The following is a 14,181-nucleotide window of genomic DNA, read 5'->3' as shown; positions in this document are numbered from 1 at the left end:
TTACATTGAGCTATATTTTTCACGCAGTTGCTGGCGAACAAACTCAGCGACTGTGTTAAAAATGAATGTGAATATGAATAGTACAAAGGCCGCTAAGAATAATATTCTATAGTGCGAACTACCTACTTCTGACTCAGGCATTTCAACTGCAATATTTGCTGCAAGCGTACGCATACCTTGGAAGATGCTCCAATCCATAATAGGTGTATTACCCGTTGCCATAAGTACAATCATGGTTTCGCCAACGGCGCGGCCAAGTCCCATCATTACCGCAGAGAAAATACCAGGGCTTGCTGTTAGTAATACAACACGCATTAGTGTTTGCCACTGCGTTGCACCTAATGCTAATGAGCCATTTGATAAATGCTTTGGAACACTAAATACGGCGTCTTCTGCAATTGAGAATATAGTTGGAATAACTGCAAACCCCATCGCAATACCTACAACCAGCGAGTTACGTTGATCGAATGTCATACCTAGCTCATTTGTTAAGTACTGACGTACATTGCCGTCAAACATCCAAAGCTCAACAAATTCACTCATCGCAAACGAAAACCAGCCAATAAGTAAAACGACCGGAATAAGGATAATTGAATGAGATCCTTCAGGAATTCGATGACGGATTTTGGTTGGTAATTTAGTCCAAGCTAAACCTGTCGCTAACATACCTAAAGGTAATAATATGAGTAACCCAACAATTGCAGGTAAGTGCTCTTCTATCAATGGAGCTAACCAAAGACCGGCTAAAAAACCTAAAATAACGGTGGGTAATGCTTCCATTATTTCAACAGTAGGCTTAACTACCTTACGTAATTTGCTCGACATAAAGTATGCTGTGTAAATTGCCGCCGAAAGCGCAATAGGCACTGCAAATAACATCGCGTAAAGGGCTGCTTTTAATGTACCAAACGAAATTGGCACTAATGAAAACTTAGATTCAAAGTCATCACTGGCTGATGTTGACTGCCATATATAACCTGGCTCTGGGTAACCTTCGTACCATACTTCTTGCCAAAGCGCTGACCAAGTAACTTCTGGATGCTCGTTATGTATTTCTAATACTGTTAGTTTGTTATCCGCCAAAATTAATGCAGCATTTGAACGCGGTGAAATTGCAAAGTTTTGTATTGCGCCTTCACTTACTTTACCTTGCCATAATTTTGCTTCGCTTGTTGTGTAGTACACCCCAAGCTCACCGTTACTGCTGGTCGTAAAAAAAGTACGACGGTAGAACTCTGTAAATACATTTAATTTACTTTGCTTAGTCGTTTCAAATGAACGTATTTTTTGATATTCGCGGCCAGTGTCAGTGTTAACTTCAAACCACTGCGAAACTTCGCCGTTATCATTGGCAAGCATTAATGAGTTTGCACCTGCTAGTAATTGTGCAGATACAATATTGGCATTTTCTTCGTTAGCTGAAAGTAACTGAATTTGTTCTACATCACTTGGGTCACGTGTATCGTATACGTAAACTTGATTAGCAGAACGTACAAAAGTACGGGTTGTATCTGGAGACACTAATAGCTCATCTACACGCCCTTCAACATCTAGCTCTGTGCGCTCAACAACCCACTCAACTTCGCCAGTAAACATATTCTCTTCAGCAACAAAACTGCTAAACAGCACCCGTTTGTCTTCTGTAAGTGCGACAACGGCTGTTCTGTCTTCATAGTGGCTAAATGCAAAGCGTTTAATAGCTGCGCCTTGTTCATCTACTTCCAAAGCCATTTCCCCAAGAGGAAAGTCTAAACGAGGCGTTAATTTACGCTCGTTATTAGGAAAGGTGACCAAAAATTTAGGTGCTACGACCATTACAGTGCCATCTTTTAAACCAAACGCATAATGCCCTTGAAAAGGCGCGCTAGTTGCAAAGCTTGTTGCATCACTTGGTAGCTCGGCGTTTAATGTTTTAAGCTTTTTACCAAAGCTGCCATCTTGCACACTGTAAAAATCAACCTGCCCTTGCTGACTGAGTAAATAAGCAACTTCAGTTTGCTCTTCTACACCTAGGCCTGCTATTTGCTGCGAATTAGCGACCTGAAAGCTATCGCGTTTTTCTACTTTTGCAGATTCAAAAATTGGCTGTACTACATAAAGAAGGTAAAAGAATATTAATAGCAGTGCTACCAATACCATTATCCCACCTGCGGTTATACCAAATTTGGCAAACCGATCTTTAAATAGACGGCTTCGATCCGTATTAAAAGTCGGTTTATTCGGATTTGAAGTCATCAAAACACCCTTAAATCTTAACGTTGTATAAATTATATTTCATCAAGATGACAGTAATGTTACAGCAGTAATAATAAGCACGTTAAAACGGTTTTAAATAAAACTAGCGAAGAAAATCGCTAAATAAGTCTCATATAGATGATTTTTAAGTGAACTAAATTATAAAATAATTGGACAAAGCATTTATCGAGGTCAATACTAAAAGAGTACTTACTAAATAAGAATGACTATTAATACCACGTATAGTCAACACAACCACATTCAATTTTATTATTTTAAAATCAACGATTTATAAAAGTGCAACAACACACAATTTAGATTAGACAATACACTTAATGCCTATGCATTTACTTTCTTTGGGCTTAAAAAGAGAATTATTTATGAAGCAGTTGGTTATAACTATTCTAGGGCAAGATCGCCCTGGTTTAGTAGAGAGTATCTCATCCGTCGTGTTACAAAATCATGGCAACTGGCTAAGCAGTAACTTAAGCCATTTATTAGGTCATTTTGCAGGTATTATTCAACTTGAAGTTGCTGAGGAGCACTTTCAATCACTACAAAGCGCTTTAAATAAGTTACCTAAGTTAGACGTTCGAATTGAAACCGGAAACACAGAAATTGAACCATCAACATTAGAACAAATCAATCTGGTTATAACAGGTAACGATCGCCCAGGTATTGTTCAAGAGTTGGCGAGTGTAATACGCCACAAAGGCGCTAACATTACTCATTTAAATTCAAGGCAGCAAAGTGCGCCTAATTGGGGGGTGCCTATTTTTAGCGCTGTTGCTACCGTTACTTTACCCAATGGTATGAATAAAGACGAAGTCATTGAAGCATTGGAATCAATAACAAGTGATTTAATTGTAGATACAGAAGAAGTTTGATCTCCCTAGGTGCGTGCCACACTGTTGACACGCATATTATTTTAGCCAGTTTATCAAAGCCCTCTGCGGGTTATTTAACGCAGACATAAAATAAGCCGATGCAAGCATCGGCTATTTTGAATAGTTATCTTATAAAGCTACATATCCATATGACGATTCGTACTTTGCATCATTTGCTTTATACCTTGCTTTTCCAGCTCTAGTATTTGTTGCAGCTTTTCTTGGCCACTTTGAGTTTCAGCGCGCTCAAGTAAGTATTCGTATAATTCAATTACCTTTTGATGCTGCTCTGATAAATAAGCTTGAATAACTTTCTCATCAAATTGCTGGTCTTTACTAATGTCTTCGAAAGTAATTAGCTCAGGATTTTTAGCAAAGTATTCATAACAGTACGTATCGAGCGTATTTATTTCGGTTATCGCTTTAAACCCGACTAAATCTTCAGCGAGTTTTTTTTCGTAATTTAGGTAGTAGTCCACCAGCATTGCATTATGTTCATCGAGTAAATCCTTTACGCTATGAAAATTAGCCGCCATTTGCGTATGAAACAAAACGGTCCAATCGTATACCTCTTTAATTGTTTTAACTTGCATGTGCATTCCTTACTTAGTTGACTGTATAGGTACTACACTGCGTAAAGCGTGCCAATTAAAAAACCATTTAAAAACAGAAGGTTAATTTTAAAATGGATATTAGTTAGCAATTTAATAGAATAACTTACAAATTATAGGTAATTTTTATAGAGCAATGCGTGGGTAGTAACCGCACTGCTCTATCGTCTTGTTGCTTTATATTATTTAAGTCCTTGTTTGCGCCACAGTAGGTAAACCGCAGGAATAACAAGTAAGATGAGTACAATTGCACTGCCCATACCGCCAACCATAGGTGCAGCTATTCGACTCATTACTTCGCTTCCGGTGCCTGTGCCATACAGCACAGGTAGCAAGCCAATAATAATTGTCGCGACAGTCATCATAACCGGGCGTACTCGAAGCCCTGCACCTTCAATAATAGCTTGCTGTAATTGCACTAAACTAAGTGGCTTATCTGCCTGCTCTGCTTCGATGCATTTTTCTTGATAGGCTTGGTTTAAATACACCAACATAATGACCCCTATTTCTACCGCAACACCAGCTAAGGCAATAAAACCTACACCCACTGCAACTGAAAAGTTAAAGCCCTCTAAATACATTAGCCATACGCCACCAATCATTGCCAGTGGCAAAGTAGCCATAATAATAGTGACCTCAGCAAAGCTTCTAAAATTAAGATAAAGCAACACAATAATAATCGCTAATGTAAGTGGTAATACATAAGTCAGTTTGTCTTTAGCGCGCTGCATGTATTCATACTGCCCAGCCCACGTAATTGAGTAGCCAGCAGGTAGTATTAGGTCCTTATCGAGCACTTGCTGAGCGTGCTCAACGTAAGTACCAATATCAACGCCATCTATATCAATAAAACTCCAACCGTTTAGACGTGCATTTTCGCTTTTTATACCAGGCGGTCCATCTTCAATAAATACATTGGCTACATCACCAAGTGCTATACGCTGCCCTGTAGGCGTTACAATGGGTAACAGCATTAGCTCTTCTGGCGAGTCTCTGTATGCTTGCGGGTAACGCAAATTAACTGGGTAGCGCTCTTGCCCTTCTACGGTTTGAGTTACGTTTGTACCACCAATTGCAGTAGATACAACTTGCTGTATGTCGCTAATATTTAAGCTATAGCGCGCGGCTTTTTCACGATTTATATCTACTTTTATATAACGTCCACCGGCTACTCGCTCTGAGTAAACCGATGCAGTGCCTTGCACATCTTTCAATAACACTTCTATTTGTTGACCAATTTTTTGAATTTCACTCAACTTTGGTCCCGCAACTTTAATACCCACAGGGGTTTTAATACCGGTCGCGAGCATATCAATACGTGTTTTAATTGGCATTACCCACGCGTTCGTCAACCCCGGAAACTTAACCAAACCGTCGAGTTCTTTTTTAAGTTTTTCAAGCGTCATACCCTCGCGCCATTCGTTTTTTGGTTTTAGCTGAATAAACGTCTCTATCATTGTAAGCGGCGCAGGATCTGTTGCAGTTTCTGCTCGCCCAACTTTACCAAATACTGTTTTAACCTCAGGTACTGTGGCAATTAGCTTGTCGGTTTGCTGTAGTATTTCGCGCGCTTTACCTACCGATAAACCAGGATACGTTGTGGGCATATACATTAAGTCGCCCTCATCAAGTGGCGGAATAAATTCACTGCCTATTTTGTTTACCGGGTAAAAGCCAATAACAGAAACAACCACCGCGAGTACCAATGTCATTTTTGGAAATTTAAGCACCCAGTTAAGTAGTGGGCGATACGCTGCGACGAGTAATCGGTTAACTGGATTTTTTCGCTCCGAAATAACTTTACCTCTAATAAAGTAACCCATTAATACCGGCACTAAGGTAATTGCAAGCCCAGCAGACGCCGCCATAGCATAGGTTTTAGTGTAAGCCAGTGGCGCAAACATACGTCCTTCTTGCGCTTCTAAAATAAATACCGGCATAAAGCTGACGGTAATAATTAATAAACTAAAAAATAATGCAGGACCCACTTCACTCGCCGATTTAGCCACAACTTCCCAGCGGTTTTCGTTGGTAAGTGGCGTTTTTTCCATATGTTTGTGCATATTTTCAATCATGACGATAGCGCCGTCGGTCATTGCGCCTATCGCTATTGCAATTCCCCCTAAAGACATAATGTTGGCGTTAATCCCCTGCCAATACATAATTATAAATGCCGTTAAAATCCCAAGCGGTAACGTAATAATCGCCACCAATGATGAGCGCACATGAAACAAAAACACCACACACACTAAAGCAACTACAATCAGCTCTTCAATTAGCTTACTTGTTAGATTATCTACTGCGTTATTTATTAAGTTGGAGCGATCGTACACAGGGACTATTTCAACGCCCTCTGGTAATCCCTTTTTAAGCGATTCTAATTTTGCTTTTACCAGCTCAATAGTTTTTTGTGCATTTTCGCCATAGCGCATAATAACGATGCCGCCGGTCACTTCGCCTTCGCCATTAAGCTCTGCAATACCACGGCGCATTTGCGGCCCGACTCTAATATCAGCTACATCACGCAATTGCAGCGCAGTACCATTAGCGTTTACGCCAAGCGGAATAGCTTCTAGGTCGGCAACACTTTTAATGTAGCCTGTGCTTGTTACCATGTATTCAGCTTCAGCCATTTCAACTACTGAGGCGCCCATCTCTTGGTTGCCTTGCTGGATAGCGGTTTGAATAAGGCTAAGCGGAATACCATATGCGCGTAATTTATCAGGCTCAACATTAACTTGATATTGCTTAACCATGCCACCAACAGCAGCCACTTCAGAGACTCCTGGTACGGTTTGTAGCTCAAACTTTAAAAACCAATCTTGTAAGCTTCGTAGCTGACTAATATCGTGTTTATTTGTTTTATCAATTAGTGCGTATAAGTAAATCCAACCTACGCCTGTTGCATCAGGACCAAGCTCTGGCGTAGCGCTATCGGGCAATCGGTTTGCTGCTTGGCTTAGGTATTCTTGTACTCGGCTCCGAGCCCAATACAAATCAGTTTTTTCGTCAAAAATAACGTAAACGTACGAGTCACCAAAAAACGAAAAACCCCTTACAGTTTGTGCACCCGGCACAGAAAGCATTGCAGTGGTGAGCGGAAATGTAACTTGGTCTTGCACTACTTGCGGCGCTTGCCCCGGATAAGTGGTTTTTATAATGACCTGAACATCAGATAAGTCAGGCAAGGCATCTACGGGCGTATTTTTTAGTGCAAACAATCCTCCACCCAGTAAAATTAATGTAAGCAACAACACAAAAAAGCGATTGCCAACAGACCAGCGAATAATGGCAGTTATCATAATGGCTCCTAGTGAGAACTGTGTTGCATAGGTTGCATAGTAGAATGATCAATCAGCTCTGCGTTTTGCGCTTTAGTAATTACAAATTCATCGTTAATAATGCTAAAAGTAAAATTAATATACTGGGCATTTTCAAACTGACTAATATCAATATCTGGCGCTAATACAAAGTCCATTGTGGCGGGTTCTCGATTCCATTTTTCAATGGCCTCTCGACTAATATTAATAATGCGATTTTGTGTATCTATGGCATTAATAGTGCCGTTAACCGTGGCGCTTTGTGGCTGCATATCCATGTTCATATTTGAGTCTGAACCAGAATCCGAACTCATACCTGAGCTGATACCAGAACTAGGTATTTCCATTCGTTTAAAGTCGGAGCTCTTACTTGACTCAGAATCTATTAAGAATTGCGCTGAGGTCACTACCGTGTTACCTGTCGTCACACCTGACAAAATGACCGCTTCATTACTATTAATTTGCCCAACTTCGACTTCTACCGATTTAAAACGACCCTCACCTAATGCAATAACCACACGGTTTTGATGCTGCGTGCGAATTACCGCTTCTTTAGGGACTGTAAATTGCGCTTTACTCGCCTTAGCGTGAATGCTCACTTGTGCAAACATATTTGGTTTTAACCGATGATCTGCATTTTCAAACCTAAGCCTTACACGCAGCGTTCGGTTTTTAGCATCAAGCGCGGGGTAAATGTAATCAACCTTACCTTCCCACTTTTGACCTTTTAAGTAATCAAGCGTCATTGTAACGGGCAAGCCCACGCTCACTTGTTCTGATTGGCGCTCGAATACTTCTGCCTCTACCCAAATTTCATCAAGCTGAGCAATACTCATCATTGATGTGCCTGGTTTAACGTAAAAGCCTTCTCGTACTGTTAGCTCATCCACCACACCACTTTGCTTTGCGTAAAAAGTAATATTTTGCATTATCTTTTTATTTTTTTGTAAACGTTCAATAAATCCATCAGACACATTTAACGACTCTAAACGTGCCTTTGCAGCGCGAATTAACACGGTATTATTACGATTAACCGCCAGTAAAAATTCTTCCTGTGCATTCACCAATTGTGGTGAATACAAAGTATATAAAGGCTCACCGGCTTTAACTTGTGCACCTTGCGCTTTAACGTACAAGCTTTCAATCCAGCCCTCTACACGCGGATGAATGTGAATAAGTTGGTCTTGGTTATATTGCACATAACCCACAGTATTTATATCGCTGTGAAGTGTTTTAAGCTCTACTTTGGCGGTTCTTACACCTAAGTTATTAATGACTGCAGGCGAAATAGTTACTGCACTTGGTCCATCCTGAGCGTTGCTATCGTTTTCATATACAGGGACTAAATCCATTCCCATTGGCGACAGCCCTGGCGCGTCACGCCTGTAATTACTATCCATAGGGGCTACCCAATATAAGGGCTGTTTTTCAGCACTTTGCTGTTCATTCATTTCCGAGCTGCTAGGTAAAAACTGCATCACTAAGGCGCCAATTAACGCAAATGCGACCGCACCAACTAAGGCAGCAACAAGTAACTTTAAATTAGTATTCATTATGTAATTCTCCAGTTTGCTCGCTCATTACTTGGGGGTCTAAGCTACTTGCATAATAATTAAGGCGAGCGGTAATAATATGCTGCTCTACTTGAATATTAAGCGCGTCTATTTTGGCGTTAAGTTCACCAATGCGCGCGCGCATCACGTCAGAAAAATCCCCATCGTCGCGCGTATAAGCATTAAGTGTTGCTTGAGATTGCTCTGACATTTGCGGTAATAACGTATTTTGATAAAGCGCATCGCGTTTTTGCAAACGAGCGAGTTGGCTAAACTCCTTAAAGTACATGCCTTTGAGTTTTTGAAGCGCCACCAGCTTTTGTGTTTTAGTAGCTTCTGCACTAGCAATAGCCGATTTAACCTGTTGATCTTGTCTGTTATCAGAAAACAATGGCAAATCAATGCTAAATCCTACTGAAAGTAAATCAGCTCGCGACTCCCCCATAGGCGTATCATCTCGGTAACCATAACCCACATTAACGCCCATTTGAGGTTTGTAACTTTGCTTGGCGAGTGCAACTTCGGTTTGCTTTGCGGTGACGGTTTTTTCTATCGCAATAATTGCGGGATGCGCCATAAGCAACTGTATTAATTTATCAAATTCAAGGTTTGCAAAATCAACCAGCCCTGTGGTTTTAGTAAATTCGGCATTTAAAGACTGCATAAGCATATTCATAGGTAACCACTGTGCTAAACGGTTTTTAGCACTTTCAAATTGCTGCTCAAGCATAACCAGCTTATCTTCAAGGCGAGTGAGCTCTAATTGCGCACGAATAATATCTTGCTGGCGTGTTTTACCTAAGGTACTTGCGTAGCTTGCTTCGGTAACTTCAATAAGCTGAGTAAATAGCCCTTTATCTTGCTCAATTAAAGCAATACTTCGCTGAGCACGATACGCGTTTAACCACGACTCAATCACAATTGCTTTTACTTGTGCTAAGCGATTGGCGCGCTGCCAAGGGTATTGTTGAGCAGACTGAGCTAATGCCTTTTGTTTAAGCGCTAAACTATTCCCTCGGCTAAACTTTTGGCTCAAATCGACTTTAAGCTGCGTCATCCCTTCTTGATCAAACGCATAACCGTTAGTAGGTAAGTTAAGTAAGCCAACCGTTAAAACAGGATCGGGTAAGGTGCCTGCGGCAATACTTTGTGCTATTGCGGCATCTTCTTGGTAGCCACTCGCTTTTAGCCATGGCTCATGCGTTAGTGCATAATTAAGCGCTTGCGTTAAGCTAAGCGTTTGCTCATTGCGGGCTTGCTTTAGCGTATCGATATTTAGGTTATTTGAATTGTTTTGCGCATTAACAGCTGTGCTAAAAAACACAACACTACATAATACGGCTTTAATACTTACAGCGTGGTTCATCACCTGCTCCATCTAAAAATAAAAGAAATTCTTAAATTAGGAAGCAAAAAAGGTGTTTAGGAGTTTTACAAAAACCTTTTATATCAATTGCATTGAATTAATGATCTATTATTGCGGTAGGAAAATTGCTCTATAACAAGGAAAAAATTACGCAGTATAGTTGCTTTATATAAGTAATTTTTAACGCAGTTAGAGAGGTATTTAGTTCCTAGAATGAGCATGTTTTCAATAAAATTGATATTACACCTATCCTGCTATTAAGCAGACATAGGAGGGCGGTAAAGTGAACGAGGTATATTAATTTGTGTAGTAAATACACTTATATTTACTTTTTCAGATTCAAATAAAGTAACGCTAAATAAAGTATCAACATTAAGCATTGAATTAGCAGCGCAGCCACTGATAGGGCATTTGCAATCATTTTGTGGCGTACTTTCGTCGTCGCAACAATCCATCTGCATCATATTTTCAGACATGCTAGCAACAGCTGTTGCATCACTACTGTGTGTCATTGGCATTTGGGCATGCGTTGCTGTTTTCGTTGGCAAATGTGGCATTTCGCATACCATAGCTACAGACGCAACTGCCTGACCCACAAAAGTGAGCAGTAAAGTTATCATGAGTAAACTAGAGTAAAAACGTTGCAACATTATGCCTTTTAATAAATTTTAAAATGATTGTAAGATAACCTAACGGCAACCACAAATACTTTAATTATGTAGACTGCGGTTTATCAGGTGTTTTAATTAAGTTACTCGCTATAATTGCAAATATACAATATGCGCTAAAATACCAAAAGCCCTCACCAAATTGTGTATTCATAACAAGTAGCTCACCACTTTTACCATGAGCGTTACCTGCTAGGTAAGTCACTATTAATGCAATAACAAATACATCAACCATGCTCCACTTACTTAATGCACAAATAACCAGACCGAGCTTTTGCTTCAACCCATTCAAAGGTAGGCAACAATAAAGCAATTGTAATAGCAGCTTCAAGCTTGGAATAACAATAGAAAACAACCCCACTAAAGCAGCTACAAATAAATTATTATTACTAGCAAGCTCTTGAACTGTGCCTAAAATACTTTGTGTTTTGTTATAGGCGCTGATCTCGCCCTCTAACTTATCAAGCCCTAGCATATTCGAGAACATCATTAGCATGCTACGAGTCCGACCATCGCCCTCTTCAGCAAGCATTTCAATGCCCGCTTGCGCTAATTTTGATTTATCTATGTTGCCCTCTATTGTTAATACTGGTTTTGTAATACCAGGAAACAATAAACAAAGAGCAACCACTACACTTATAACCGACAACCAATTACGCATATTTATTCTGTTATTGCCTCAATAATGTCATCACTGTATAAAACAGCATCCAATAAAAAATTAAATATATCGCCAATGTGCAGCTCTGAGTTTATGTTGGCCAAATGGACCATAGCTTCATCTATATTATCTAATTCAAACTCTTTTATAAGCGATAAACAGTTCCCTAAGATGCCGCTCTCTAATAGTAACGCATCAGATATTGCAGCATCTAAAGTAAACTCTTTAACTATGTCTTTTAATTCAGCATCTAAAATAGCATCAAGCACCGAGAACAAACCCACCAGATACCCTTGCTCGGTCAACTCTTTATTATTTTGCTCCAATATTAGCGACATAAATTGAGCCCGCGTTAAAGCAAGCTTAGTTAATTCGGTTGGTTTTTCGACCCCCAACTCACTAATTGCTAATACGCGAACAAATTGTCTTATTGTGTCCTCACCTAAATAAATAACCGCTTGTGAAATAGACGTAATGACTAAATTTGCTTTGCCTGAACGCGCGTTAGCTAGCTTTAAAACCCTCGCTGTTATGGCGACATCTCTGGCCACTCGTTGATGAACTTCTTTAAAGCAAAGTGTTTCTTTTGCTGTAAAACGCAATAGATCAAAAACGGTTAGCTTTGAAGGCTCTACACCTTTATACGTAATCATTTCTGGGCGAGAAAAAAAGAACCCTTGAAATAAATCGCAGCCAGCCAATTTTAATACATTAAATTGTTCATGCGTCTCTATTCGTTCAACAATTATTTTTGCATGTGGATTTGCGCGTTTTATTTTTTTAATGCGCATATTGGTTTTAATAACCGGATCATCTATCTCAATTTTTATGTAATCAACATGTGCTAACAGTGGCTCCCATTTTGGATCGCCATCGTAATCATCTAACGCAAAAACATACCCTTCTTTTTTAAGTTCTTGCACACGCTCAGCCACCGCAGGAATATTACCCGTGCGCTCCACTATTTCAATAACACTATTTTCTGGCAATAAAAGTTTGGGGAAGTTATCGAGAATAGTTTCTGATGACAAGTTTATAAAAGCTAAATGATGTGCGGTAAGTCTATCTAAACCAACCAACATTAAAGCATTAAAAAATAGGCGGCTTGTCGCATGGACATCTGAAGTGCCTACAGGAAACGCATTATTGGCTGAGTCTCTATAAAGCAATTCGTACGAGAAAACATTCTGGTCTATATCAAAAATAGGTTGCCGCGCAACAAACTGAGTTATTTTTTGTACTTCATCAGGTATGTTATGTAATTTCACTTGGCTCTAAACCTATAAATAAAAGATGGCAAAACAGCCAATAATATGTGTACTTTAATGCAACACGCATAAGATAAATATAGTCGTCATTGCAAAAACGTTAAAATTACACAACACTAATATAAAATATTAATATAAAAGGTAGAGATTTGACTAACTTTATTCGGTTATTAGTACTGAGCCCTCTGCTATTTATATTTTTTAGCTATGCCAGCATTAATCCTACTCCCCTCAAATATAATGTTAGCGCGTCAGGGAGTCATTATCCATATTATACAAATGATCCAGAAAAGCCTGGCATATTACCCGAAATTATTGAAAAAGTACTCGATGATGCCAATATTGCAGCTTCTCATATCGACCTACCTACAAAGCGTATTACCAAATATTTACAAGATGAAATAATCGATTTTGATGTTATTTCATTAGAATGGCTCTCAAAGAGTGAGAGAAATGACCCTCGTTATGTTTTTTCAGAGCCGCTTATTTATGCCACAGAAATGATTGTTACCTTGCCTAAAAATGCCCAGCATTGGCAAAGCGCTGATAGCTTGAAGGGTAAAAATATAGGAACGGTACTAGGTTACTATTACTTTAATGACAACACCTTTGAGCGTGTTGACTTTCCATCCGAAAAAGAACTTATGACAGCCCTATCAAGAAACCGTGTAGAAGCTGCACTAGTAGGTAAGTTAACTGCGCTCTATTGGGCAAAGCAGTTAGGGATAAACATTGCCTTTGGCGCACAGCATTCCCATGGTTTTTTAAGAATTCGCTTATTGAGCAAACACAAAGAATTATTGCCCCAGATAAACCTAGCAATTAAAAACCTTCACGCTCAAGGATATATAAAAACTATTGAAGATAAGTATATGAGTAATATACCCACACAAAATTAAGGGACTAATGGCGCAGAGCTCGTGTTTTGGAGTACAATAGCAGCAAATGTTAACTCGACCAGAATCAGAAAGAGCCCCATGAGTATTGAAAAAGCCTTAATCGAACGTAGTAATAATCAATGTGAATTGTGTGCAGCCACCGAGAACTTATCTGTTTATGAAGTACCACCGGTAACTGAAACCCACTCAGATAAATGTATTTACACGTGTCAAACATGTAAAGATCAAATCGAGAATAACAGCGAAATAACGCCTACGCATTGGCACTGTTTAAACGATAGCATGTGGAGCCAAACTCCTGCAGTACAAGTTGTAGCTTACAGAATGCTTTCGCGTTTAGCGCCTGATAATGGCTGGGCACAAGATGCGCTAGACATGATTTACCTTGAAGAAGATACGCTAACGTGGGCTAAAAAAGCACTTGCTGAAGATGACGATTTAAAGCATGTAGATAGCAACGGTGTAGTACTTCAAGCAGGCGATACTGTTACCCTAATTAAAGACTTAGACGTTAAAGGTAGTAGCCTTACAGCTAAACGCGGAACAGCTGTTCGTAATATTGGCCTAACCAGCAACCCTGAACATATTGAAGGGCGAGTTGACGGCCAGCGCATAGTTATTTTAACTAAGTTTGTTAAAAAATAATCGTTTGTTTTTAATTATTAAAGGCGCTAATGCGCCTTTTTTATGTTTAAAATAAGTTAAGGAATGAT

General features: G+C 39.6%; 11 protein-coding genes. 3 read left to right on the top strand and 8 right to left on the bottom strand.

The features are described 5' to 3' along the window. Positions 1–2,235 (bottom strand): ABC transporter permease subunit, encoded by a 2,235-nt coding sequence (locus H5118_RS04525; RefSeq protein WP_182747938.1) that lies wholly within the window; start codon positions 2,233–2,235, stop codon positions 1–3. 380 nt (positions 2,236–2,615) lie between these two features. On the opposite strand from H5118_RS04525, the gene H5118_RS04520 reads away from it, so the two are divergent. Further along, complete coding sequence (locus H5118_RS04520; RefSeq protein ID WP_002957843.1) at positions 2,616–3,122, top strand: glycine cleavage system protein R; 507 nt, start codon at positions 2,616–2,618, stop codon at positions 3,120–3,122. Positions 3,123–3,259: 137 nt separating this feature from the next. On the opposite strand, the gene H5118_RS04515 is transcribed toward H5118_RS04520, so the two are convergent. From H5118_RS04515 to H5118_RS04485, 7 genes are all read right to left on the bottom strand, one after another. Continuing rightward, positions 3,260–3,715 carry a hypothetical protein gene (locus H5118_RS04515; protein WP_002957844.1) on the bottom strand — a complete coding sequence of 152 codons (456 nt, stop codon included), beginning with the start codon at positions 3,713–3,715 and terminating at the stop codon, positions 3,260–3,262. Between the two features lie 200 nt (positions 3,716–3,915). Further along, entirely contained in the window at positions 3,916–7,035 is a 3,120-nt protein-coding gene (locus H5118_RS04510) for an efflux RND transporter permease subunit (protein WP_182747936.1), read from the bottom strand. Positions 7,036–7,043: 8 nt separating this feature from the next. Next, positions 7,044–8,606, bottom strand: a complete 1,563-nt coding sequence (locus tag H5118_RS04505; protein WP_182747933.1) for an efflux RND transporter periplasmic adaptor subunit — start codon at positions 8,604–8,606, stop codon at positions 7,044–7,046. Continuing rightward, positions 8,596–9,972 carry a TolC family protein gene (locus H5118_RS04500; RefSeq protein WP_182747931.1) on the bottom strand — a complete coding sequence of 459 codons (1,377 nt, stop codon included), beginning with the start codon at positions 9,970–9,972 and terminating at the stop codon, positions 8,596–8,598. The genes H5118_RS04505 and H5118_RS04500 overlap by 11 nt, the downstream gene beginning before the upstream one ends. Before the next feature lie 257 nt (positions 9,973–10,229). Next, positions 10,230–10,592: a hypothetical protein gene (locus tag H5118_RS04495; protein WP_310736024.1), complete on the bottom strand. Its 363-nt coding sequence runs from the start codon at positions 10,590–10,592 to the stop codon at positions 10,230–10,232. Between the two features lie 94 nt (positions 10,593–10,686). Beyond that, positions 10,687–11,301, bottom strand: a complete 615-nt coding sequence (locus H5118_RS04490; RefSeq protein ID WP_024595825.1) for a paraquat-inducible protein A — start codon at positions 11,299–11,301, stop codon at positions 10,687–10,689. 2 nt (positions 11,302–11,303) lie between these two features. Then, complete coding sequence (locus tag H5118_RS04485; protein ID WP_024595824.1) at positions 11,304–12,569, bottom strand: EAL and HDOD domain-containing protein; 1,266 nt, start codon at positions 12,567–12,569, stop codon at positions 11,304–11,306. Between the two features lie 149 nt (positions 12,570–12,718). On the opposite strand from H5118_RS04485, the gene H5118_RS04480 reads away from it, so the two are divergent. Together H5118_RS04480 and H5118_RS04475 are read left to right on the top strand one after the other, a co-directional pair. After that, complete coding sequence (locus tag H5118_RS04480; RefSeq protein WP_182747929.1) at positions 12,719–13,468, top strand: ABC transporter substrate-binding protein; 750 nt, start codon at positions 12,719–12,721, stop codon at positions 13,466–13,468. Between the two features lie 78 nt (positions 13,469–13,546). Further along, positions 13,547–14,113 carry a PhnA domain-containing protein gene (locus H5118_RS04475; protein ID WP_007586451.1) on the top strand — a complete coding sequence of 189 codons (567 nt, stop codon included), beginning with the start codon at positions 13,547–13,549 and terminating at the stop codon, positions 14,111–14,113. Positions 14,114–14,181: the final 68 nt, after the last annotated feature.

Source organism: Pseudoalteromonas sp. SR41-1 (assembly GCF_014164015.1).
GTDB lineage: Bacteria > Pseudomonadota > Gammaproteobacteria > Enterobacterales > Alteromonadaceae > Pseudoalteromonas > Pseudoalteromonas distincta.
This window is presented reverse-complemented; position numbering and strand designations above follow the sequence as displayed.